Source organism: Acinetobacter sp. ANC 5600 (assembly GCF_002018395.1).
GTDB classification, from domain to species: domain Bacteria; phylum Pseudomonadota; class Gammaproteobacteria; order Pseudomonadales; family Moraxellaceae; genus Acinetobacter; species Acinetobacter amyesii.
Window position 1 is genome coordinate 283,211 of sequence record NZ_MVKW01000003.1, and the last position, 25,339, is coordinate 308,549.

22 protein-coding genes are annotated in these 25,339 nt (G+C 41.5%); 7 read left to right on the forward strand and 15 right to left on the reverse strand.

Annotated elements, in window-relative coordinates:
- Window positions 1-36 precede the first annotated feature (36 nt).
- The 3 genes from B1201_RS08195 to B1201_RS08205 all read right to left on the reverse strand — a co-directional run bounded on the left by B1201_RS08195 (window position 37) and on the right by B1201_RS08205 (window position 3,481).
- Window positions 37-1,563: a DHA2 family efflux MFS transporter permease subunit gene (locus tag B1201_RS08195; protein ID WP_078193088.1), complete on the reverse strand. Its 1,527-nt coding sequence runs from the start codon at window positions 1,561-1,563 to the stop codon at window positions 37-39.
- Window positions 1,564-1,569: 6 nt separating this feature from the next.
- On the reverse strand, window positions 1,570-2,721 hold the full coding sequence (locus tag B1201_RS08200) for an efflux RND transporter periplasmic adaptor subunit (protein WP_078193089.1): 1,152 nt from the start codon (window positions 2,719-2,721) through the stop codon (window positions 1,570-1,572).
- A gap of 262 nt (window positions 2,722-2,983) precedes the next feature.
- Window positions 2,984-3,481 (reverse strand): thioesterase family protein, encoded by a 498-nt coding sequence (locus tag B1201_RS08205; protein ID WP_078193090.1) that lies wholly within the window; start codon window positions 3,479-3,481, stop codon window positions 2,984-2,986.
- Window positions 3,482-3,588: 107 nt separating this feature from the next.
- On the opposite strand from B1201_RS08205, the gene hemB reads away from it, so the two are divergent.
- Window positions 3,589-4,602: a porphobilinogen synthase gene (gene hemB, locus B1201_RS08210; RefSeq protein ID WP_078193091.1), complete on the forward strand. Its 1,014-nt coding sequence runs from the start codon at window positions 3,589-3,591 to the stop codon at window positions 4,600-4,602.
- A gap of 137 nt (window positions 4,603-4,739) precedes the next feature.
- Window positions 4,740-5,864, forward strand: coding sequence for a glycine oxidase ThiO (gene thiO / locus B1201_RS08215; RefSeq protein ID WP_078193092.1), 1,125 nt, complete (start codon window positions 4,740-4,742; stop codon window positions 5,862-5,864).
- A gap of 21 nt (window positions 5,865-5,885) precedes the next feature.
- Here thiO and B1201_RS08220 read toward each other — a convergent pair whose 3' ends face one another.
- From B1201_RS08220 to B1201_RS08230, 3 genes are all read right to left on the reverse strand, one after another.
- Complete coding sequence (locus B1201_RS08220) at window positions 5,886-6,821, reverse strand: TIGR01777 family oxidoreductase (protein ID WP_078193093.1); 936 nt, start codon at window positions 6,819-6,821, stop codon at window positions 5,886-5,888.
- Between the two features lie 66 nt (window positions 6,822-6,887).
- Window positions 6,888-7,337: an ABZJ_00895 family protein gene (locus tag B1201_RS08225; protein ID WP_078193094.1), complete on the reverse strand. Its 450-nt coding sequence runs from the start codon at window positions 7,335-7,337 to the stop codon at window positions 6,888-6,890.
- A 400-nt stretch (window positions 7,338-7,737) separates the two neighbouring features.
- On the reverse strand, window positions 7,738-8,682 hold the full coding sequence (locus B1201_RS08230) for a GGDEF domain-containing protein (protein WP_078193095.1): 945 nt from the start codon (window positions 8,680-8,682) through the stop codon (window positions 7,738-7,740).
- A 684-nt stretch (window positions 8,683-9,366) separates the two neighbouring features.
- Here B1201_RS08230 and B1201_RS08240 point away from each other — a divergent pair.
- Together B1201_RS08240 and B1201_RS08245 are read left to right on the forward strand one after the other, a co-directional pair.
- The gene (locus B1201_RS08240) at window positions 9,367-10,620 is read left to right on the forward strand and encodes an exonuclease SbcCD subunit D (protein WP_078193096.1); all 1,254 of its coding nucleotides are present in this window, start codon (window positions 9,367-9,369) and stop codon (window positions 10,618-10,620) included.
- Between the two features lie 9 nt (window positions 10,621-10,629).
- Window positions 10,630-14,226 carry an AAA family ATPase gene (locus B1201_RS08245; protein WP_078193097.1) on the forward strand — a complete coding sequence of 1,199 codons (3,597 nt, stop codon included), beginning with the start codon at window positions 10,630-10,632 and terminating at the stop codon, window positions 14,224-14,226.
- 48 nt (window positions 14,227-14,274) lie between these two features.
- Here B1201_RS08245 and B1201_RS08250 read toward each other — a convergent pair whose 3' ends face one another.
- On the reverse strand, window positions 14,275-15,075 hold the full coding sequence (locus B1201_RS08250; protein ID WP_078193098.1) for a thioesterase family protein: 801 nt from the start codon (window positions 15,073-15,075) through the stop codon (window positions 14,275-14,277).
- Window positions 15,076-15,268: 193 nt separating this feature from the next.
- Window positions 15,269-15,955: a YggS family pyridoxal phosphate-dependent enzyme gene (locus tag B1201_RS08255; RefSeq protein ID WP_078193099.1), complete on the reverse strand. Its 687-nt coding sequence runs from the start codon at window positions 15,953-15,955 to the stop codon at window positions 15,269-15,271.
- 125 nt (window positions 15,956-16,080) lie between these two features.
- Here B1201_RS08255 and B1201_RS08260 point away from each other — a divergent pair, with 125 nt between their 5' ends.
- Both B1201_RS08260 and B1201_RS08265 read left to right on the forward strand, forming a co-directional pair.
- Complete coding sequence (locus tag B1201_RS08260) at window positions 16,081-17,118, forward strand: type IV pilus twitching motility protein PilT (protein ID WP_078190026.1); 1,038 nt, start codon at window positions 16,081-16,083, stop codon at window positions 17,116-17,118.
- A gap of 27 nt (window positions 17,119-17,145) precedes the next feature.
- Window positions 17,146-18,267, forward strand: a complete 1,122-nt coding sequence (locus B1201_RS08265) for a PilT/PilU family type 4a pilus ATPase (RefSeq protein ID WP_078193100.1) — start codon at window positions 17,146-17,148, stop codon at window positions 18,265-18,267.
- A gap of 78 nt (window positions 18,268-18,345) precedes the next feature.
- On the opposite strand, the gene fur is transcribed toward B1201_RS08265, so the two are convergent.
- On the reverse strand, window positions 18,346-18,783 hold the full coding sequence (gene fur, locus B1201_RS08270) for a ferric iron uptake transcriptional regulator (RefSeq protein ID WP_078193101.1): 438 nt from the start codon (window positions 18,781-18,783) through the stop codon (window positions 18,346-18,348).
- Between the two features lie 112 nt (window positions 18,784-18,895).
- Here fur and B1201_RS08275 point away from each other — a divergent pair, with 112 nt between their 5' ends.
- Complete coding sequence (locus tag B1201_RS08275) at window positions 18,896-19,294, forward strand: outer membrane protein assembly factor BamE (protein WP_078193102.1); 399 nt, start codon at window positions 18,896-18,898, stop codon at window positions 19,292-19,294.
- A gap of 43 nt (window positions 19,295-19,337) precedes the next feature.
- Here the strand turns inward: B1201_RS08275 and B1201_RS08280 are convergent, their stop codons facing one another.
- From B1201_RS08280 to B1201_RS08305, 6 genes are all read right to left on the reverse strand, one after another.
- Window positions 19,338-19,664 carry an RnfH family protein gene (locus B1201_RS08280; protein WP_078193103.1) on the reverse strand — a complete coding sequence of 109 codons (327 nt, stop codon included), beginning with the start codon at window positions 19,662-19,664 and terminating at the stop codon, window positions 19,338-19,340.
- Window positions 19,664-20,746: a hypothetical protein gene (locus B1201_RS08285; protein WP_078193104.1), complete on the reverse strand. Its 1,083-nt coding sequence runs from the start codon at window positions 20,744-20,746 to the stop codon at window positions 19,664-19,666. Before B1201_RS08285 ends, B1201_RS08280 begins: the two co-directional genes overlap by 1 nt.
- 142 nt (window positions 20,747-20,888) lie before the next feature.
- Window positions 20,889-21,344, reverse strand: a complete 456-nt coding sequence (locus tag B1201_RS08290) for a bacteriohemerythrin (RefSeq protein ID WP_078190032.1) — start codon at window positions 21,342-21,344, stop codon at window positions 20,889-20,891.
- Between the two features lie 263 nt (window positions 21,345-21,607).
- A complete protein-coding gene (locus B1201_RS08295; RefSeq protein ID WP_078193303.1) occupies window positions 21,608-22,456 on the reverse strand; it encodes a class II glutamine amidotransferase in 849 nt (282 codons plus the stop codon).
- 209 nt (window positions 22,457-22,665) lie between these two features.
- Window positions 22,666-23,574 (reverse strand): acetylglutamate kinase, encoded by a 909-nt coding sequence (argB, locus tag B1201_RS08300; RefSeq protein WP_078190033.1) that lies wholly within the window; start codon window positions 23,572-23,574, stop codon window positions 22,666-22,668.
- Between the two features lie 10 nt (window positions 23,575-23,584).
- Window positions 23,585-25,009: a phosphomannomutase/phosphoglucomutase gene (locus tag B1201_RS08305; RefSeq protein WP_078193105.1), complete on the reverse strand. Its 1,425-nt coding sequence runs from the start codon at window positions 25,007-25,009 to the stop codon at window positions 23,585-23,587.
- Between the last annotated feature and the right edge of the window lie 330 nt (window positions 25,010-25,339).

Below are 25,339 nucleotides of genomic sequence, written 5' to 3' on the forward strand. Positions count from 1 at the left end.
CCGCTCGAATGAGCGGTTTTTTATACTTGATGTTATTTAATGTGCATGACCGCCACCCACACCTGCTTTAGGTCGCGGACAGAGCCAAATGATCAGTGCGGCGAATATAAAGACACCGGCCAGTACTAAAAACACATGATTGGCTGAAAGCGTTAAGGCTTCTTTATCCACCAAACTGGAGATGTAACCCAGAGCAGCTTCTGAACTCATTCCATGATTCACCAAGGTATTTTGTACCTCAGTAACATGTAAATTACCGACCATTTCACTGCGTGCGACTTTGGTGTGATCATCCCAAATGGTTACTGCAATCGAGGCTCCAATTGCCCCTGCCATGGTTCTTAAGAAGTTCATCAAACCTGCTGCAGATGCCATGTCTTGTGGCAGTACAGATGCTAAGGCCATATTTGACAAGGGAATAAAGAAAAATGGCACGGCAAAACCTTGTAATATCTGCGGTAAAGCCAATGCCATAAAGTCCGCATCCGTGGTCCAAAAGGCGCGCATAAGGGTTACACCGCCCAAAATACTTAAACCAAAACTCGACAAAGCACGTTGATCGTACTTGGTTGCAAGCTTCGCAACAATTGGCGACATGGTCAGACTACCGACGCCCATCGTTGCCGTGAGATAACCTGCCCACGTTGCGGTATAGCCCAAGTTGATCTGTAACCACTGCGGAATCAGGACAATACTGCCAAAAAAGGCACCAAAACCAAAGGCCAAAGCCAAAACCGAAATGGTAAAACTTCTGTACTTAAACAGCAGTATATTCACCACTGGATGTCGCTCAGTCAGCTCCCAAATCGTAAAAACGATCAACCCGACAAATGCCGTCAGTGCCAGCACCACGATAAATGGATTATTGAACCAATCTCGTTCATGGCCCAAGTCCAACATCAATTGCAAGGCACCGATCCACAACACCAACAGCAGTAAACCACCGCGGTCAATTTTCAATTTCTGTGTAGGTGTTTCAGCCGTTTTCAGTAAGCGCATCGCTGCGATTGCACAACCTATTCCGACAGGAATATTGATAAAGAAAATCCAATGCCAAGATAAATTATCACTGATCGTACCACCCAAAATTGGACCTAAAATGGGGCCAACAACAGTGGTCATTGCCCACATCCCCATGGCTTGGGATTGCTTTTCAGGAGGGAAAATGCGCATTAACAACGTTTGGCTCAGTGGCATAATCGGGCCACCAAATAAGCCTTGCCCAATTCGGCAAAACACCAACATTTCCAAACTGGTCGACAAACCACACAGTATCGAAAATACAGTAAAGCCAAACAGGCTGATCACAAAAACCCGTACAGAACCAAAGCGCCCAGCGAGCCAACCGGTTAATGGCACACAAATCGCTTCTGCCACAGCATAGGAGGTAATGACCCATGTCCCTTGGGATGCCGATACTGCAAGGCTACCGGTAATATGCGGCACAGATACATTGGCAATGGTCATGTCGAGCACAACCATAAAGTTCGCCAATGCCAAGACCAAGGCAGCGAGAATCAGACGACCACCTTTCAGGTCAGTCATTTGCATTTGCTGATTCATAGGCAATTACTTCGATTTCAGGTCAATCGTCGCTTCCATAGACAGCCCCACACGTAGTGGGTGTTCTGCCAACTCTTTTGGATCCAAACGGATCCTTACAGGTAAACGCTGAACCACTTTAATCCAGTTTCCTGTGGCATTTTGTGCTGGAATCAAGGCAAATGCTGAACCTGTGCCACCAGAAAAACCGGTCACTGTGCCATTAAATTTAACTTTGTCACCATACAGATCAGACGTCAGTTCAACTTTTTGACCCGCTTGCACCCCTGCCAATTGGCTTTCTTTAAAGTTGGCATCGACATATAACTGAGAGACAGGCACCACCATCATTAATGACGTTCCCGGTGCAATGCGTTGCCCAACTTGAATATTGCGACGTGTCACTACACCATCAAAGGGTGCTTTAATTTGTGTACGTTCTAAGTCCAACTGAGCTTGTTGTAGACGTGCTTGCGCAACTAAAACATCTGGGGTTGAGTTTTCATTGCTGTCTTGAATTAATGCATCATTTGCAGCTTTATTACTTTGTGCCGCTTTTTGACTAGATTTGGCTTGAGCGAGTCCTGCTTGTGCCACATCAAAACTGGCTTTAGCAGTATTCACAGCACTCTGCGCTGTGCTTAATTCTTCTTTAGAAATCGCACCCGAAGCAGCCAATTGTTGACGACGTTGTAATTCATCTTGTGCTTTATTCAGATCGGCTTGTGCCTTGGCGACTTGTGCGCTTGCACTATGAATTGCATCATCACTGACAAAGATTTGTGAGTTTAAAGAACTACTATTCGCCGCAGTTTGTTTGTATTGGCGTTTTGCTTTAAGTAATTCAGCCTGTGCCTGAGCTAAGGCAATTTCAGCATCACGAGCATCAATGCGAACAAGCACATCGCCTTTTTTCACTTGCTGCGTATCACTCACCAAAACCTCTGCCACTTGCCCCGTGACCATCGAGGTAATCGACGCTGTTTCTGCACCGACATAGGCATTATCGGTACTGACGTAATGATTTAGAAATATTGACCAAATCAAATACATCACCAAAGCAATCACGATCAATACAGCCACTATACCAAGGCCTTTTTTTCTGCGTGCTTTTAATTCCTGATCGGTGGGCTGCTCTGTAGATGGGGTTTCTGGCAGGTTACTAACGGTATCTGTCATAGATTTGTCCTAAATCTAGCAGACTTGGTCATGGCATCATGAGCTTTGCAAAGCATGTCAACTTTGCTGTCAGATAATGGTGTCGTGAGAAAGTCTATCTTCTTCAATTTTCCGGCATTTTAAAGCTAAAAAATCATATCCTGAGAATAGAAAATGTAACTCGTCAGTCTTTTTTTCGTCGGCAACAGGATAAAATCATGCCCTGCTGCCAATACTGGACTTTATTTTTTCATCATTTTGAATGTGTTAACTTAAAAATGGCTTAATAAGCATACGATGCTATCGCCGTTGCAATCGCTTTACCTTCATCATTGACCATGGTCATACGCATAGTGCAACCCTTACGGCCTAAACGTAAGGTTTCTGCTCGTGCAACGAAATACTGTCCACGTCCTGGCGCCAAATAATCCACACGCATATCGACGGTCGCTAAGCGAGATACCTTTTTACTAGTTTCTACTATATCTTCAGCTGTGGCCTTTTTATACAATTCTGCCATCGCAGAGATACCACCGATACTGTCGAGTAGGGTTGCCGCGACGCCACCATGTAAAATTTGGAATGCGACATTTCCAATTAGATTACTGGCCATGTCGACACGTGCTTCGATCTGACCATCAATCACCGTCATTTTCATGGCATTGTGTACAAAAAATGGGGAGCTGTTAAATGCTTGAGCAATGTTATTTAATAAAGTATCGATTTCATTCTTCGAGTTTAGGTCAATATTACCGGTCCAACTCTTATTTACATCTGTCATAGCCTACTCGAATCGCTGTCATTGAATAAAAAAATAATACGGGGTGCGCCAAACCCTCATTATGCGTCTACAATAGTCAAAGTTTAATACTGATCAATGAGATTGTTATGACCTATACGTTCAATCGTCCAGCTTTTCCTGCCACTCGCATGCGTCGCATTCGTAAAAATGACCAGCTTCGCGCTATGGTGCGTGAAACTCAACTGACGACTGATCATCTCATTTATCCAGTATTTGTGTTGCCAGGCCAGCAACAAACTCAAGATATTCCAAGCATGCCAAACGTACAGCGTCTATCTGCTGACTTGTTACTAAAAAAGGCAGAACGTTTACTCGAATTGGGTGTTTCAAAATTAGCTTTGTTCCCAGTTACACCACAGGAAGATAAAAGTTTAACGGCTGAAGCAGCTTGGCATGAAGATGGCTTAGTCCAAAGCACCATCCGCTTATTAAAAAAAGAACTACCAGAAATGGTTCTCATCACTGATGGTGCGCTCGACCCATACACCACACATGGTCAAGACGGTATCATTGATGATACCGGCTATGTACTGAATGATGAAACCGTTGAATGCTTAATTAAACAAGCACTCAGCCATGCTGAAGCGGGTGCAGATGTGGTTGCACCAAGTGACATGATGGATGGTCGTATCGGTGCAATTCGCCAAGCCCTTGAAGCCAATGGCCATATCTATACCAACATCATGGCCTATTCTGCAAAATATGCGTCGAGCTTTTACGGGCCATTCCGTGATGCGGTAGGTTCTTCAAGCAACCTCAAAGGTGGCAATAAATACAATTACCAAATGGACATCGGTAACCGTGCTGAAGCTTTACATGAAATAGCACTCGATATTCAAGAAGGCGCCGACATGGTGATTGTAAAACCGGGTATGCCGTATTTAGATATCGTCCGTGAAGTCAAAGATAATTTCGGTGTTCCAACATTTGTCTATCAAGTGAGTGGCGAATACGCCATGTTGGCAGGTGCCATTCAAAATGGTTGGTTGTCTGATAGCGTGATTATCGAATCGCTGATGAGTTGCCGCCGTGCAGGTGCAGATGGGATCTGGACTTACTTTGCTGAAGATGCAGCACTCATGTTGAAAGACATGAAATAACCTGCAAAGCCTTCCTGAAATGGTAACGTTCAGGAAGGCTTTTTTATATCTGTAAAATTTAAAAAACAGTCTTGGAAGAAAAACTTCGGCGTTGCTGAAGTTAAGATCAAACTCATACATTCATCGGTTAAAAGAACATGAATATTGCCATTATTGGGGCGGGTATTAGTGGTTTACTCAGCGCATTGGAACTCGTTGAACGCGGTTGTACGGTGACGATTTTCGACCAACAACGCACAGGTTCTGCCGCATCTTGGGCTGGTGGTGGCATCCTCTCCCCGATGTATCCTTGGCGATATCCCAATGAAGTCAATGCGCTCGCACGTTATGGCAAGCAGAGCTACCAAAAATGGAATGAAAAATTAAAACCTATGACTGGGATTGATTTTGAAATTCATGAAACTGGCATGTTGATTTTTGATGAAGATGATTTTGAAATTGGCTTAGATTATGCGCGTTTGCACCAAGACCCAATGCAACAGGCGGAATATTTACAATCCGAGCAAATTGAGCAGATTAATCCTCACATTTCAGCACGCTTTGCACATGGCATTTATTTTTCGCAATTAGCCAACATCCGTAATCCACGACTTTTGCAGTCTTTAACGGCTTATTTACAGCAGCATCCTAAAGTTCAGATTTATGAACATTGCCCTATCCACCAATTAAACCGTTCGGACTATCGTATCCAGTCCATCACCACCGCAGATGGCAAACAACATACAGCTGATCAATTCGTTATTGCCACGGGCGCTTGGTCAGCCGCATGGAGTGAACAACTAGACATTCAGATACCCGTACAACCCGTACAAGGACAAATGCTTCTCTTTAAAACTCCGCAGAACTGGTTGCCGACCATGTGCATGAATAAAGTCATGTACTTGATTCCACGCCAAGACGGTCATGTGGTTTGCGGCTCAAGTATGCGCCAATGTGGCTTTGATACTCAGACAACAAATACAACCTTGCAGCATATTCAAAAATCCTGCTTTGACATGGTGCCAGAGCTTGCCAACTTTCCAATTGTGCAGTCTTGGGCTGGCCTGCGCCCATCTTCCCCTGAAGGGATTCCGTATATTGGGCAGATGCCAAATTACGACAATCTATGGGCAAATTTTGGGCATTTTAGAAATGGTTTATGCATGGGACCTGCTTCAGCTCAGCTATTGGCTGAACTGATGACTGGGCAAACACCTTCATTCAATGCAGACCACTATAGTCCGACTCGCCTGTTTCAAGATGCATTGTTAAGCGTCGAATAATGCTCAATAGGTCAATTTCAACTAAGCCAATAAATCCTGCAAAGCTTCTTTTAACGTCGGAAATTTAAACTCAAAGCCTTGCTGTAATAATGCGGCTGGCTGAACCAATTGACCATTTAAAATTAATTGCGATTGCTCACCTAATAAAATTTTAAAGATAGTTGCAGGCACATTGAGCCACGGCTTTTTCGCTAATTGACGTGCTGCAATCTGCGCAAACTGAGCCTGCGTCGTTTTTTCCGGCGCAACTAAATTAAAAATATGCGGATCGATTGGCGTGGGTTCAAGCAACCCATATTTTTTCTCTGCTTGTTTCATTAAAAACAGCATACTTCGGATCACATCTTGTATATGTATCCACACAAAAGGCTGCCGACCGGAACCTATTTTGTTGACCAAATTGAGCTGAATCGGTCGCAGCATTTGCGGTAAGATTCCGCCACCTTCAGCCAAGACCACACCTAGTCGTGTGATAATGGTATTTTGTTCAGGAAATTGGCGTGTGACTTGCTCCCAACTTTGGCATAGCTCTGACATAAAAATGGCTTGTGGTGCAGCATTTTCATCGCACACTTTTGTCCATTGTTCTTCAATATCAATACCATAATAACCAACAGCCGAACCTGAAATAATGCATTTCGGAAAAATTTTACGTTTACGTAAATATTGATACAGCGCTTCTGTGGTTTTGACCCGACTTTCTAATAATTGCTGTTTACGCGTCTCTGTCCAGCGACCTTTGCCGATACTTTCACCTGCAAGATTAATCACATAATCAATTCTGTCATGAGGAATTTGATCGAGCTGCTGTACCCAAGTTAAATGTGGTGATTTAGAAATACGCCCAGCCTTACGACTGAGCCCAATCACTTTATAATCCGCAGCTAAAAGTGCCTTGATGAGATGTGTGCCAATAAAACCGCTGCCACCCGTCATCAGTACTGTGGGCTGATGCATAATTTGTTCTTATCTATATGAAATAATACTATTATCTATAGAACAAGATCACCAAACGATCAAGCTTTATGCACCAAACTTTTGAGCAGCCATCCGCTGTGCTTGCGGACCATAAAACCAATAGGTTATTAAATACAAAGGGATAGCCATCAGTAACAACATGATCACCATTAAACTCATAAACTGAGGATGTTGAACATAGAGCATTAAATTTTGCCAAATTTCAGGATCTTTTCTTGAAAAAATTGCGATACCCAAAAGTACAAAAGCTAAATTATATAACCAAAAAATCAGGCTAAAACCTAAGGTAAATTTTTTACGCTCTGCCTGTGTCGGTGCTCTCTGATTTTTATTTAAAAACCTAAATAACACCACGATCATGGCAATCAGGTAGGGTACGACTGTTAAAATACCACCTACACCCTGTGGCAATAATGCAGCGATCACACCGCAAATACAGGTCATGATTAAACAAATGAAAAAAAACAATAAAAAATAACGTGTTAAAGACACCATGACCCTAACCCAAGAAGAAGTTGACACCTAGTATAAAAAAAAATGCATTTTTTTTCATTTTCATGTCAACCAATCTGTAATCGGCTACGTTATATAGGGTACAAGGTCTGTAGCAACCGATGATTTGGACGGCATCCACAATGTTTCGGTGACCTTTTTAAAAGCAATAAGTTTCATTTTGAATTTAAGTATGAACAGCAGCCATGACTTAAATTTGAAATCGATTTTTTGACCGACGATTTCATCATCACTCGAATCGTCGGTCTTTTATTTTGTGCCTCATGCATTTAGCATCGAATTTTATTCTTATATTCTACACCCAAAAAAAATCAGCCGATAAAATATCGACTGACTGAAAATTTTATGCAAGTTTAAAATAAGTCACAACTGCAAATCTATGTTATGCAGCACAGTAGCGATTACGCCCCTGTCTTTTGGCTACATAAAGGTTTTTATCAACTTGATCCAGAAATTGCATTGGATTATCCAGATCTGAAGGAATAATGGTTTTTACCCCCATGCTGAGTGTGACGAGTTCCGACACTGCTGAGGCTTTATGCGGTAATCGTGCAGCACGCACGGCATCCATAATTCTATCAGCCATCACTGCTGCTGCGGCTTCATTGGTCTCTGGTAAAATCCAAGCAAATTCCTCGCCACCAAAACGCGCAACTAAATCACGAGGTCGTGTACAACAAGATTCCAAACTTTTAGCAATTTGACGCAGACAGGTATCCCCAATCACATGACCATTCAAGTCATTGTATTGTTTAAAATAATCTAAATCGATCAAAATTAAACTCAGCGGCTTTTGCGTTCGGATTGCGTTTAACCATTCACGCTGGTAAAAGTCATCAAACAAACGTCGATTTGCAATACCAGTTAAGCCATCTTTATATGAATATTCTTCGAGCTGACGTTGCAATTTTTGTAGTTGTTCCTCTTGTTTTTTCCGCTCGGAAATATCAAACATAAAGCCGACAAGACAATCTACATCACCATTTGGTTTACGCACGACATGAACAACATCACGTATCCAAAGATATGAACCATCTTCTTTAAGTGCACGATAATCTGCTTCATGATCTATACCAGCCATCGACTGTGAAACACAATAATTCAGTACATAATTACGGTCTTCCTCGTGCATACGTGATGCCCAATCATCTACCGTTTTCCAACTACTTTGTTTCCAACCGAGTAACTTTTCAATTTGCGGTCCAATATAACTAAATGTTTTACTGTCCCAATCAATACACCAAGGAATGGCTAATGTAGACTCTAATAAAGTCTTATACACCATACTATTTGCAAGTTTTTCTTCATCAAAAGGATTATTTGGCATGTTGCATCTCCTGCTACCCCAAATGCAGGCAATATACCCGCTGTACAATAATTCACCTATATACAGGATTAGAACAACATTTTATATTCCTAGTTCTTGGTATTTTTTTAACCTAATTTCAGATCTCTACTATTTGAAATGTGTAATCCATCAAAGAAAATATAATTACAATGAACCAGCCTACTATTTTGAAATTCAAAGTTCTGATACCAAGCTTTAAGTTGTGTATTATTCTGCCGTTTTTGGTTGGTCATTTACACGAGTTACAGGATTCCCTAATCAGTAACCCCAGACTTCATGGTGACCTCTTAGAATGCTCTGTACAGCCTCCACCGATGCATTGCATTACCAATACATTTACTCGTAGTTTTGAAGTTAAAGATTTCGACCAAATCACTAAGAAAATTCTAGTACAAGATGGCCAAATTGCTATAGAAAAATTTGTGATACTTGGATAATACTAGCAAGGCTATTTCATAAATCCAGCCCATAATACTTTTTGCCTCCTGCAAGTAGATGCACATGCACATGCACATTAATGCAGTTATGACATAGTTTAGATTGGATACTTTGTAACTGTCGAAAACGACTTAGTTGGACTGATGAATGATTAATCTCCCTCGTAAACATAACCATCTGTGATACTTTATAGCCCAATCAATTTTTTGATTTTTTGGTGCTTGCATGACTGTTCGTTTTTTTCATACTTCTGATTGGCATTTAGGACAATTTTTCTATAACCACTCACGTGACTACGAACATGAACAGTTTCTCAATTGGCTGCTTGAACAAATAGCACAAAAACAGCCACATGCCCTGCTCATTGCAGGCGATGTTTTTGATGTGATCAACCCCGCTTCCAGAGCGCAAAAACAGTTGTATCAGTTTCTAGCAGATGCACATGAGCGGGCTCCGCACATGCAAACCCTGATGATCGCAGGCAACCATGACTCAGGCTACCGTATTGAACAAGTTGAGCCTTTATTAGAAAAATACCATGCCAAAGCTGTAGGCGTGGTCCATAAAAATACCGAAGGTCAGCTCGATTTAGACCGACTGCTGGTACCTATTTATGATGAACACAAAAATGTAGTGGCATGGTGCCTGACTTTACCTTTTCTACGTGCTGCCGAGATCACCGGTTTCAATGATCAAACCACCAATAGTCAAAATGCCATTGCCTATGTACATCAACAATTAATTGCTGAAGCCAATGCACGTAAAACTCCAGATCAAGCCTTAATTTTAATGTCCCATGCCCACATGCAAGGCGGTGAAACGTCAGACTCAGAGCGCCCGATTATTATGGGCAATGAAGAAGCAATTTCAACCGCCCTGTTTGATGATGTAATTGACTACGTGGCTCTTGGGCATTTGCATAAACCGCAAAAAGTTGGACAAACTCATATCCGTTATAGCGGCTCACCGATTCCCCTGTCATTTAGTGAAATCAATTATAAGCATCAAGTGCTTGATATCAGTATTGACCCGACTCAAAGCGATGAATCACGCTTTCAAATAGAGTCCTTAGCGATTCCGCGCAGCGTGCAATTGCATCGCATCAAAGGCACAATTCCAGAAGTTTTGGCACAATTATCCGCTTTGCCGAGCGGTGAAATTGAAGATATTGATCAGCGTGAATATGTCGAAATTGAATATCATACCGACACTCCGCCTGCACCGAATTTACGACAGCAATTTGAAGAAGCGCTAGCGCCAAACCGTTATCGTTTGGTGCGCATCAGCCGCCGTTATTTAAATTCAGATCAAAATAATCCGCAGCAAGCCGCAATCAACCTTGATCCGCCTACGCCTGAAAAATTATTCCAAAACCTTTGGGAAAAACAGGGCTACGGTGCTGATGACACCGTAATGAAAGATTTTTTAAGTTTGGTCGATGAAGCACAAAAATCACTTGAAGATGATGCGAACACTTAAGGAATTGCCATGAAAATTTTATCTATACGCATTAAAAACTTGGCATCTTTAGCGGGTGAGCATTTTATTGATTTTGAATCTGAACCCTTAGCAAGTGCAGGCTTAGTGGCAATTATTGGTAAAACAGGTGCTGGTAAATCGACTATTTTAGATGCCATGTGTTTGGCGCTGTTTAACCGTGTGCCGCGCTTAAAAGACAGCGATGGCAAACTCATCGATGCAGATGGTTCAGAGCTGCCGACCAACTCACCGCAAACAGTCTTGCGCCGTGGTACAGGCCAAGGCTTTGCCGAGCTCAGTTTTATTGCTCAAGACCAAAAAGTCTATTCTGCACGTTGGGAAATTAAACGTGCCCGTGAAAACCCAAACGGTAAATTGCAAAGCGTACAGCGCTCACTGAAATGCTTAACAGATGGCACTGTTGTTGCGGATAAAACCAAAGCGGTTGAGAGCCAAATTTTACGCATTACTCAACTCAGTTTTGAACAGTTCACCCGTGCCGTTTTACTGGCTCAGTCAGAAGTGACCGCTTTTTTAAAAGCGCGTGATAATGAACGTGGCGAGCTATTGGAGTATCTAACCAATTCCAGTATTTTCGGGAAAATTGGTCAATTGGCCTTTGAAAAAACCAAGCAAATTGCCAATCAGCGTAAGGCTTTGGAAGTTCGACTCGGTGATATTGAAATTTTATCGGATGAAGATCTTGCCTTATACACGGCGAATTTTCAAAGTCATACAGAGTCTTACCAAAAATTCGAAAGTGAAAAGCAGCAATTGCTCAAACAGCAGCAATGGTTTCAACACAAAGATAAACTGATTGCGGATATTCAGCAACGTGAGCAATATTTGGCTGTTCAACAGCAGCAACTCGATGCACTGCAGCCGCAGAAGCAGCAATTGCAGCAACTGGAAAAATTCGCCTCAATCCGTCCAAGCATCATTCAACGCAAGAATTTAAGTACTGAAATAGCAACGCTGCAGCCTCAATTGGCTCAAGCACAGCAGCAGTTCAGCGCAATTGAAATTAAGTTTAATCATGAAAAAACTCAATTTAAACAACTTGATCTACAGCAAAAACAGCAGCACCAATTTGAAGTTGATCATCAAGATCAAATTGATTTAGTACGTGCGCGAATTGCCGACCGCCGAGTGCTAGGCGATCAGCTAATTGCTGTAAAAGATGAACTCAAAAAACTGCAAGATCAGCATGCCCCGCTGCTTCAAGCCGAACAGCAATTGTTACAAGTACAGCAGCAGTTAGAACAAAATATAGCGCAGCAAAATACCCTACTCTCGCAAACAGCACATTTTCAAATTTTGGATGAAGCACTGTCTGCACATCTCAGCCCTTTACAGCGTTTTATTCAAAGTTATGTGCAATTTGAGCAGCAATATGGTGATGTCGCTCAAGCCACGCAACAAGTGGCACAAAAACAACAGCAACTTGACCAGCTCATTCAGCAATTTGGGCAAGACCAAGCACTTAACTCGAAAATTACGGGCTTGCGTACAGCGCGTGAAGACTTATTAAATCGCATCAATCAATTAGATATCACCAAGAGTCATTGGCAGCATTACCACGCCATTCATGTTGAACATCAGCAAAAATTGCAAGACCAGCACCAACTGCAAAGTGATCTCACACAGAATCAGCAGCAATGCAGCATGGCTGAAACTGAATTTCATGCACAAAAAGCAGCTCGAGAGAATTTGCAAACTGTACTGCAGCAGCAGCGATTACTGCATGCAGAAAATATTGAACAGCTCAGAGCAAATCTGGTTGCAGGTGAAGCATGTTTGGTCTGCGGCAGCACCGAGCACCCTTATACATATAACCAAGATGTGCTTTCCCATGAACTATTGAAACTGCAAGTACAGCAGGAACAGCAAGCACTAGCGCAGGAAAAAATAACGTTTGATCTGTGGCAGCAACTGCAAAAAAAATGCACACAGCAGTCCACTGCCTTTGAAGCCAATGCACAGCAACTCACCGCAATCAGCACGCAACAGAGCAATGCCCAAACCCAGCTTGAGCAATCACTTAATACACTGAATATTCCATACGATTTGCACTCAGATTTGAGCTTGCTTGAAACGACTATAACGCATCATATTGCACAAACACAGCAATCTTTGCAGCAAACAGAAGCTGATTTAAAAACCCATGAACAGGCGCAGCAAAACAGCCATACTTTGACTCAATACATTCAGCACACGACAAAGCAGCTGACAGAAATACAGCATGCGGAACAAAATATTCAACATATTTTGTCTTTATTGGATGACACTGAAAAATACGCATGGCAGCAGTCAACCCGCACCGCTGCTGAAGAAATTTATATTCAATTACAGCAACGTCTTAACACCTTAAAACAACGTAATGAACTAAATGCTCAGCTGAATCAAATAACACATCAGCTGGAACAGGCAAAACAGCGCAGTAAATTCAGTCTAGAGAATATTGCTGCAACTGAAAAACGCATTTCGACACTGTTAGAAGAAGGTAAACAAAATAGCGATCTTGCAATCCAAGCTATTTTTACCATGACTCAAGTAACTGTTGAAAAACCGCATGAATGGTTATTACAGTTTGAGCAAAACCGACAACAGCTGCAGACTCAGTTTAATACGGTACGTCAACAATTTGAGCAGCGACGCCAAGCCTTTGATACGGCACAAGCAACACTGCAAAAATATCAGGCACAGCAACTACAGTTGCAAACTCAACAAAATGCAGCCGCGTTGAGTATTCAACAGTGGTTAGCGCTGCATATTGATTTTAATGACGCCTTGTTACAGCAGCTCAGTGAAATTACACATGAGCAAGAGCTGCAACTGAAACAGCAAATTAGCTCGGCTGAACGTGCATATAGCGATGCTCAGTCTGCTAAGAAAACATTGGATGAGCAACTACAGCAGCACTTAATGCTGCAGCCTGAAATCGAATTTGAAGCATTACTCTCACAATTACAAAGTTTGGTTGAACAAATAACCCAAGTGATGGAACAGCGTGATGAAGTGAAACTCAAACTCGAAGTACATCAACGCAATTTAGCAAAACAGCAGCAATTTACCGATCAGATTCAACAGATCCAATCTGAGGAACATCGTTGGAATAAGATTTCGAGCTTAATGGGCGATGCAACGGGCAAGAAATTCCGTGATTTGGCACAGCAATATAACCTCGATATTTTAATTGAATATGCCAATCAGCAATTGGCGATGCTTTCACAGCGCTATACCTTAAAGCGCCTTGAAAACTCATTAAGCCTAGCCATTGTCGATCATGATATGGATGGTGAAACCCGCTCGGTCTCTTCGCTTTCAGGCGGTGAGTCTTTCTTAACCGCGCTCGCTTTATCCTTAGCCATTGCGAGCATGGCATCAGGTACAACAAAAATTGAAAGCCTATTTATTGACGAAGGATTTGGTACGCTAGACGCTTCAAGTCTGCACATGGTGATGAATGCTCTGGATCAGCTACAAAACCAAGGGCGTAAAGTCGTGCTAATTTCTCACATTCAAGAAATGCACGAACGAATCCCTGTGCAAATTCAAGTCAATCCTGTCGGAGCAGGTGCAAGCGCCATCCAAATCGTATCTTAAAAAAAGCCTGCTTAAAGCAGGCTTTATAATTTTTGATTCTCTAGATCATTACGTCCCGAGTGGACGTAGCGTTAAAATCTGTTCACTACGCCCAAATGGGCCATGGACATCATGCAATACAGAACTACTCAAACCAACACCATCCGCTCCATACTGCTGCACGGTTTCCAGACCTAACCACTGTCCCTGTGGTAAACGGTGCAAATGGATTTGTAGATCCAGATTTGGAAAGCCCCAGCCAAATGGCCAATCCTGACGCGGAACAATACCATTGGCGGTATCAACCATGCCCATTAAACGGACAAAATCAGCAGTCGGCTCACCTTCAACCATGTCATGCTGTGTTCTCAGCCACACAATGCCTTGACCTGCACGGCGCCCATGGCTTCTTGCTTCAATCGACTGAATATATCCCCCCGGCCACTGACGGATACCGTCCCAAATCGGCGCAGTTTCTGGCCCAGTCACATCAGCATCCTCCAAACCTTTCACGGACTGGCTATTTTGCGTCATCATGCGCCAAGTGCGTGCCACAATGCAGGTTTTGCCCTGAGCCCGCATTTCAGATTCAATCAGTTCAATGGTTTTTCCCGGACGAATCACTTGCGTGATTATTTCAAACTCGCCAGCAGGAATTAAGCCCAAAATATCGAGGCTAATGCGCCCGATACGCATATCATGACGTGGTGAAAAACGGTCTAATTCAGCACAAATAATGCCTGTAGCTGGTGCCATGTGTTGCTCATGTGCATTCCATGCACCTTGTGCTAAATTGGTCGAATGGTAATGTGCCGTGACACAGCCTTGCGCATCTACGTCGCGTTGAATCAACTGATAATATGCCGTCATGAACTTCCCTATTTGTCCAAGTGTGAATTACTTCAATATCAAAAACATCCTGATTATTTTGTACTCAACTTTAATGGAAAGTTCAAATTAAAAGGCTCACTTTGAACCCATAGGTTTCATCTATTGTGAAAATTTATCTGCTGTGCTTACACTTTATAAGCCTAGTTTTTGAAAGCAGGCTGAATCTTCTGTCCTATTTTGAATAATCACGTGCGCCAAACAATGCTGTCCCCACGCGAACCATCGTTGAACCCGCAGCAATCGCATCAGTCATATCGCCTGACATCCCCATACTTAATGTATCCCAATCTTCAGGTTTCGCATGCTGTGCTTTGACGTGTTCAAAGAGCATTTTGGCATCAGCAAACGCTTGCGGATTGTTTGGAGCAGGAATCACCATCAGTCCACGTAAGCGTAAATTCGGTAGCGTAGAAATCTGTGCGACCAAATCTGCTACTTCATTCGGCTGACAGCCATCCTTCGTATCTTGCGCATCAATATTGACTTGTAGGCAAATATTCAAAGGTGCTTGCGTCGCTTCTCGCTGGCTTGATAAACGCTCCGCAATAATCAAACGGTCTACCCCATGCACCCAAGCAAAGTTTGAAGCCAAATGTTTGGTTTTATTGCGCTGTACATGACCAATGAAATGCCATTCAATCTCTAAATCTACCAAAGCCTCAATTTTTTCAAGCGCTTCTTGCAGATAATTTTCACCAAATGAGCGTTGCCCCGTTGCATACATTTCTCTTAGCATTTCAGCAGGATGCGTCTTAGATACAGCCAACAATTCAACCGACTGCTGTGGTCGACCCGCAAGTTGGCAAGCCTGCTCAATTTGCTGCAAGACTTGATTTCGTGCTTCTTGAAGTTTATTCATTGACGGGGTTCTCATTTCATTCATCTTTTTTTGCATTGCCCTGCAACTAAGTGTTGGTTAAGCTGTGGGAAAGCCTTATTATTCTATCAAAATAATTAAGATTTAATTTTTATCTCGGGGATTTTATGGACATTACAGAACTATTGGCCTTTGCTGCCAAAAATAACGCTTCGGATTTACATTTATCTTCTGGTATGCCACCAATGATTCGTGTGGATGGTGAAGTTCGTCGTATCAACCTTCCTGCTCTTGAACACAAAGAAGTGCACAAATTGGTTTACGACATCATGAACGATAAACAGCGTCGTGATTACGAAGAAAAATTAGAAACTGACTTTTCATTTGAAGTACCTGGTGTGGCTCGTTTCCGTGTGAACGCATTTAACCAAAACCGTGGTGCTGGTGCCGTATTCCGTACCATTCCTTCAAAAGTACTAACCATTGAAGATCTTGGTATGGGCCAAATTTTTAAAGATATTTGTGAATATCCACGTGGCATCGTATTGGTGACCGGTCCAACAGGTTCGGGTAAATCAACCACGCTTGCTGCGATGGTTGATTACATTAACGACAACCGTTATGACCATATTTTAACGGTCGAAGACCCGATCGAATTTGTACACGAATCAAAAAAATGCTTGGTCAACCAACGTGAAGTACACCGTGATACGCACGGCTTTAACGAAGCACTTCGTTCCGCACTGCGTGAAGACCCGGATATTATCTTAGTCGGTGAGATGCGTGACCTTGAAACCATTCGTTTGGCGCTGACAGCTGCTGAAACCGGTCACTTGGTCTTCGGTACACTCCATACAACCTCTGCCGCAAAAACCATTGACCGTGTGATTGACGTATTCCCTGCTGAAGAAAAAGACATGGTTCGTGCCATGTTATCTGAATCACTTCAAGCCGTAATTTCACAAACCCTACTCAAGAAAAATGGTGGCGGTCGTGTGGCTGCGCATGAAATTATGATTGGTATTCCTGCGATCCGTAACTTGATTCGTGAAAACAAAGTTGCGCAAATGTATTCTGCGATTCAAACGGGTGCCAACTACGGTATGACCACACTCGATCAAAGCCTAAAAAATCTTGTCGCAAAAGGCATTATTAGTACGCAGACTGCACGGACTGCAGCGAAGCAACCCGAATCTTTCTTGTAATTTTTTTATTTTTTTGGGGCGATCGTTATGGATTTTAACGGCTTACTTGATTATATGGTGGAGAAAAAAGCATCGGATTTGTTCATTACAGCCGATGTTGAACCCTCGATTAAGATCAATGGGCAAATTTTGCCAATTGGCTCGACTAAGTTACCAGGGCCGACTGTCGGTCAAATCTTACATTCGATAATGTCTGAAAAACAGCGTAAGGAATTTGCCGATACGCGCGAATGTAACTTTGCCATTAGCAATACCAGTAAATCTGCTCGTTTTCGTGTCAGCGCATTTCAACAACGTGACCAGCCAGGTATGGTGCTGCGTCGTATCGAAACCGTCATTCCAACGATGGATGAGTTGAAATTACCGCCGATTTTAAAAGAATTAGCGATGACCAAGCGTGGAATTATCATTTTCGTAGGTGCAACGGGTACAGGTAAATCAACCTCTTTGGCATCTTTGATTGGCTATCGTAATGAAAATAGCAAAGGTCATATCATTACAATTGAAGACCCGATTGAATTTGTACACCAACACCGAGGCTGTATCATTACCCAACGTGAAGTGGGTATTGATACCGACTCTTTCGAAGTTGCCTTAAAGAATACGCTACGTCAGGCACCTGACGTGATTCTGATTGGTGAGATTCGTTCACGTGAAACCATGGACTATGCGATTGCCTTTGCTGAAACCGGTCACTTGGTTTTTGCAACACTGCATGCCAACAACGCCAACCAGGCCATCGACCGTATCATTCACTTCTTTGAAGCGGATCGTCATAGTCAGCTATTCATGGACTTATCTTTGAACTTAAAAGCAATGGTTGCGCAGCAGTTGATTCCAACCATTGATGGTAATTCACGTCGTGCTGCCATTGAGATTTTGATCAACTCACCTTTAATTTCAGATTTAATCCGTAAGGGTGAAGTGCACGAAATTAAAGACCTGATGAAGCGTTCTCGTGAACTGGGTATGCAAACCTTTGACCAAGCTTTATATGACCTTTATAAAGCCAAGCAAATTAGCTACAAAGATGCGCTCAAACATGCCGATTCACCGAACGACCTGCGTCTACAAATTAAATTGTCTGAAGAAGGCGGTGAGCATTTACTGCGTGCAAATTCAAATATTACCTTTGATGGTCAACATTAATTTTGCTTAAACGCTTTCGGAAATAAAAAACAGACTTCATATGAAGTCTGTTTTTTATTCATTCTCATCCGCATTGGATTATTTTTTACGATATGCTTCTTGGCATTCAGGCGCATCACAATAGCCATAAAGATTTAATGAGTGACCTGTAAGTTGGAAACCAAATTTTTCTGCCACTTGATGTTGCTCATGCTCAATCACATCATTAGTAAATTCCACCACTTTATTGCAGTTTTGACACACAATATGGTCATGGTGATCTTCTTGCATAATCTCAAAAACAGAATGATTGTTTTCAAAATGATGGCGTTGAATAATACCTGCAGCTTCAAACTGTGTTAACACGCGATACACAGTTGCTAAACCCACATCTTCACCTTGTTCAAGTAAAGTCTTATAAATATCTTCTGCGCTTAAGTGATGTTGTCTTGAATTTTCAAGCAATTCCAATATTTTAATTCGTGGAAGTGTAACTTTAAGTCCAGCTTTACGTAAATCTTGATTTGAAATAGGCATGAAAAAAGGTCTCTCAACAAAATTAAAGTTGGAATATGCAACAAAGTGTAGATGCAGTATGATCTATCCTTGGATCAAATGCATCATAATTAATTTGGGATAGTTTAGCAAAATGCAAAAAATCATGCTGACGTTATTCGTCACTTCATTGCTCGTAGGCTGTTCAACCTTGGGCGTTTATAAAGTTGATATTCCACAAGGTACACCTTTAACTCAAGCACAAGCGGCTAAAATTCAAGTGGGAATGAGCCACCAACAAGTTCGCTTTTTGCTAGGTAGTCCAACTGTTGCCGATCCAATGAATCCGTTACGTTGGGACTACATTTATAAGTATACCCCAGGAACATATGCTAAAAAAGCCAAGATTCCTGCTGCACATGGTCAACACTTAAAAATCTTCTTTGACCAAAACGGTATCGTTCAAAAAATTGAAGGCTTAGAAACCATTCCAGAGTCACAACCAGGCTTACCAGGTTCTAAAGAAGCGATTTTAACTGCGCCACCACTATAGTCGCTTTCAGATAAAAATAAACCCCTAAATTTAGGGGTTTTTTTTATAAGTACAATTGTTTGAAACGATTGCCTCGACAATAACGGCCGACGGGATTTTTCTTGGCGCGATTACGACGAATATCTTTCGGATTAATGGTTAATGCACGATAGATTTCGACGCGATCACCTGCTTCAAGTAACTGAGATGAATCGCTTACACGCGCCCCGAAGATTCCTAGTGTTAATACTTCTGGTAAATCCACTTGTTTTCGAATGCCACTTTGCACAATAGCATCTTCAACCGTCATACCGGGCTTAAAGCTCAGAGGAATTAATATCTGCTGTTCCACGCTCGCATAAGCGACCCATACTTGTAACTGAGCTGTCATTAGAATAACTGCCCAATCACAGCTACCAATGCCAATATTATTGACAAGGGCACTACGATACGTACGGCAATACGCCAAATATTATAAAAGGTTTCATGACTGAAGTTCATTGACTTACGTAGATGACTAATCTTCATAATCCAACCTGCGAAAATCGCATAAATCAGACAAATAATTAAGCCCCAAATCAACAAGGCAATATTAAATACTGGAACAACTGTGCTCAGTGCCCATACAAAAACCGCAACCAATAAAATCGCCCATTGCACCACTACGGCCAATTGGCGTTGTTGTAATTGTTCACGTGCCATCTGAATCAGCAATGCTGAGGCTGCGACTAAACCCACAACCAGTGCTAAAGCAGGTACTTGTGCTTTTGCTGCGAAAAAGGCAAAAGCAACCACTGCCAAAAGTTGAGCGATCCAAATTGGAAATACCGTTTTGCTTGCAATCTCTTGTTGCTTCACAGCTGGCAAACTTGACTGCCAGTACAAGCCCATCCCCAAACCACTTGCTACGAGCGCCAAGACGGTTGCATTGCCCCACTCACTAAATTCGAGCGCAGTCATTTTCCACTCTGGTAAGGCAGTTCCCATAACATTCGCTAAGACTACTGCAGCAATCACACCAATAGCGGTCAAAATCACTAAAAATTGGCGTGGTACAAACGACAATGCAAATGCAATGACCGCAAGGACAGCCAAAATAATGCTATAGGCAAAACCATTAGCTGTAAAAATTGCCACATATTGCGACGCGGCTGAAAGCATGGCACCTGCTAAAAATGGAATAAATACTACGGCAAGCCAACCGACTATACGCCATTTGGGTGAAGCATCCGCATCACGTGTTAGCGAAGACAGTGCTTGAACTGCTGTAATTTTTGAACGCTTTGCTAAAGCAATTTCCAAATAACATAGCGGTAAAGCTAAAATAAGCATTGTACCTAGCCACAACAGCCAGAAATCTAGCTGACGTTCAATTTGAATACCTGTTACCGGTGCTAAAGTTGCAATAATGATAAAAGATAAACAGAACGCCATCAGTGGCGATAACCATTTCGACATCGCATTGTCCTGCATGACAAATTCCTTTGAAAATTCTAGCGCTATTTTGCCTTGCTGTGCCTTGAAAATCAAAAACAAAAAGCAAATCACCTTAAAGGTGATTTGCTGCGCAAATGATATTATTAGAATTTAATTGTTTTTATTTCATTTTTTGAGGTTATGAAAAGAAACGTGCAAACCAATTTTTACCTTTTTTCTTTTCTTTTTCTTTGATGATACCCATCATATTTTCTTTAACAGCACCGACATAATCAGCATCATCGTGCTGGATATGGTTAATCAGCCATTTTGAAAGCACTTCATGTAATTCATTTTCAATCGCATGACCCATTTCAAAACGGTCGCGGTAAGATTCAATTTTTTTAATAAATAAATCATGTACGCGTTTATGTGGCACACGATATTTATAACCCGCTTCTTCTTGTAAAGATTCTTCGAAGGTAAAATGTGATTGCGTGTAATCAATAATGTTCTCCAGAATTTGTTTTACACGATCACGATCTGTATTTGCGTCAATGCCATCAATTTCATTGATGTAGTCAAGAATCCGTTTGTGCTGATCGTCAATCACATCGATACCAGTATTGTATTCTGGAACCCATTTCATTTTCATTACGACCACCTATAAATATGAAGGACTTATCACGTAAATTTCATCATATAATTAAAGGACTTAAATAAAAATGAAGTAAAAAGGTTGGTTTTAATTGAAATACTGCTATTTATAATGTAATCAATTGTTTTTATTATGTTAATTTATTTAATCCCGAGTATAAAGCTAAGATATTTTTTAATCAATTCAATATCTTATAAAATACGCCTAATTCAATAAAGTGTAAGATATTCATTTTTATAATGAATATCTTTCATTCAAAATTAATACTGATCTGCACGTGTGACACGTTTTAAAGATGGGTCCAGCCACTCACGTTCTAAACGTTCAACAACCGTCTTTGCAGCACGTATTGGACGACCATGTTGAAATAAAATCATTTCACCCGGCTCAAATGCTGTCCAAACTTCATTTTGCGTTAAGGGTTCCGTGGTAATCACGGCAACACGGTCTTCAGGCGTGGTGACTTCACTAAAATCGACTTCAACATCAATATCAATCAACTGTGCAGGCTGAAATGGGAACTCTCGAACCAGCCAATGCAGCTTGGTAATCGCATAACTAAATAGCGCCTGCCCATTCGACAAACAAAAATTAAAGGTGCCATGTTCTGCAATTTTCGGAGAAATTTCTAATAACAGATCAAACACCTGATCGAGTGTAGGTTCGGTATAACCAAAACGTTTCACCATTTGCTCGAGCAAATAGCAAAAGGCCAATTCACTGTCGGTATTGCCAACAGGGCTGAAGCGCCCCGTGAGCTCAGGCTGAAAGCCATGTAGGTCGCCATTATGCGCAAAAATCCACTGTCTGCCCCACAATTCACGACTAAATGGATGTGAGTTTTCAAGATTAATTTTGCCTTGTGTCGCTTTACGAATGTGTGCAATCACATTGCGAGATTTAATCGGATAGTTTCGGATCAGCTCGGCAATCGGAGACTCTACAGCAGATTGATTGTCGACAAATAAACGACATGCTTTATCTTCAAAAAAAGCGATACCAAAGCCATCACAATGATCTGAGGTAATTCCTGCTCGCTGCGAAAATCCCCGAAACGAAAAAGTAATATCGGTAGGAGTCGCACAATTCATTCCGAGCAGCTGGCACATATCGATCATTTCTGCAGTAAATCTATGATTTCTCTATTGTGCATGACAGTTTTAGTTGTTGTAAATCTAAAATCGGCGCCATTATAAGAGTTTTTATAATCCAACAGGGCAAATACATTATTTGATCTTTTCAAATCTCACTTAGCCAACTGATAAATAATAAAAAAGCCTCAAAAGAGGCTTTTTTATATCAAAAAATGCTAAGTATCTTAAGCTTTTTTCACATTGGTTCGATTGGTGATTAATGTACCCACACCATGATCCGTAAAGATTTCAAGTAATGTTGCATGAGGTACACGACCATCAACAATATGCGCGCTGATTACGCCACCTTTGACTGCATCTAATGCACAGCCAACTTTCGGAATCATGCCGCCATAGATCACGCCAGTTTCAATCAAACGATCGACTTCTTGGGTGGTTAACCCAGTCAGCAGATTTTTATTTTCGTCTAAAACACCCGTGATATTGGTCAATAAAATTAGCTTTTCCGCACCCAATGCTTCCGCCACTTTACCTGCAACCAAGTCAGCATTGATGTTATAGGTATTGCCGTCTTCGTCTACACCTAATGGTGCAATCACAGGAATAAAATCGCTTTGGGTAAACATTTCAAGTACGTCAGTTTTCACACCAACCACTTCGCCAACTAGACCTAAATCAATCTGTTTTACTGAACCATCTTCGGCAGTTTTTTCCATCAATAATTTTTGCGCACGGATCAAATTACCATCTTTACCGGTTAAACCAATCGCACGGCCACCGTGTTTATTGATTAAGTTCACAATCGATTTGTTCACGCTGCCGCCCAAAACCATCTCAACAACTTCCATCGTTGCAGGATCAGTCACGCGCATACCGTCGATACGATCAGACTCACGGCCTAATTGTTTGAGGAATGAATCGACTTGTGGACCACCGCCATGCACCACAATCGGGTTTAAACCAACCGTTTTCAGCAGCACGATATCACGTGCAAATGAGCTCTCAAGCTCAGGATCGGTCATGGCATTACCACCATACTTCACTACCAGCGTCTTACCCGCAAAACGTTGAATATACGGCAAAGCTTCCGTCAGGATTTGTGCTTTGTCGATGCCAGTATGTTGATGTGGCATTTGCCTCTCCTTATTGAGCATCTGGAATGTCATGAGCAATGTCTGGATAGTGCTCAACTAACATAGAAACAAACAGATCTCGTATTTCTTTTAAGCGTGCTGATGAATTGGCATCAAAGCGTAAAGTGAAATACTCACCTGTATTCGATGCTCGAATGATGCCAAATCCATCATCAAAATCAAGGCGTATTCCATCAATTTTACTGATTTGTGCTGGAATTCGCGCAGAATTGGCTTCAACCTGCGTTAAAACTTCCGCTGGATCATGCTGATGTGTACTGACATATAAATCTTCGGTACTAAAGCGCTCCGGATATTTCGCCAAAGCTTCTGACAATGTCAGTCCTTGAGCCTGAATATATTCTATAACTCTTAGTGCAGCATATAGACCATCGTCATAACCGCCGCCGCGGCCGTCATTAAAAACATAATGCCCTGCGTACTCTCCGCCAAAAACCGCTTTGCCTTTAGATTGGGAAATATATTTTCGCAAGAAACTACTGCCCGTTCGAATCATGACAGGCTGCGCATCTAAATCGCACACGGTATCTCGAATCATTGTTGAACATTTCACATCAAATACCACTTCTACATGTGGTTTTTGAGTCAAACAAATTTCAGCAAATAAACACAATAATCGATCTGCAGAAACCACTTTGCTAGTTTCATCAATCAGTACTAAACGATCACCATCACCATCTAAAGCAATACCAATATCAGCCTTTTGCAACTGTATGGCTTGGCGAAGGTGAGTTAAATGTTTTAGCTGTGATGGATCTGGAGCATGATCAGGGAAATGTCCATCAGCTTGGCAACGTAATGCCAAAACTTCACAGCCTAATTTATTTAATAATAAGGCTGCACAATGCCCAGCTGAACCATGCATGCCATCGATCACAACTTTAAGTGGTTGCTGTAAATGTATGTCATCTAAAATAAATTTCTGATAGGCCAAACAATATTCAGGCTTGATTTCGTGTGGCTCAAGTTCAGTCATCAAATGCACACGTTCCGATGAAAAACAATTTCGTGCTTCGACTGCAACGTGTTGAATCATCTCCGGACAAGGTGGCTCACCTTTGATAATCCACTTGATACCATTATCTGATTTAGGATTATGGCTCGCCGTCACCATAATGCCATTGCCTTGAAATTGTCCCGCAATAAAATACAACATCGGGCTTGAGCAGCAGCCAATAATTTCCGCTTCAAGGCCAGCCTCATGGCAGACTTTTTGAATTATTTTTGCATAGGTTGGACTGGTTAAACGCGCATCATAGCCAATGGCAAGTCTCTTTTGCCCTGCATCTAAATATTGTTTGACTAAGCCACAAGCAATTGACTGAACTAAATCAGCATTTAAGAGCGATATTTTCCCGCGAATGTCATATGCACGAAAAATATGTTGCGGAAAGTGACTAAACAGTGAACCCATACTATGTTCTTCTAATTACATCTTTATTAATTAAAAAATCTAAAATTCTATTGAGAATTTAAGCTTTTAATTAAAGGATAAAATCCTGAAAAAAAGTGTAGCTTTTTTTATAACAAATTTAGTTAACAATCAATTAATAATATTTAAATACTGATCTAAAAATTACACTCGCATTTATCCAATAATTTATTTTTAAAATTAAATCAATATCTTACGTTAATAAAAATATCAAATTATCATTTAATCTTAAATATTTTACTTTTCAAATATTTTTGATTATTTATTCAAATGTGTATAAATATAGTAAATCGATCAAATTTAAACCAATAC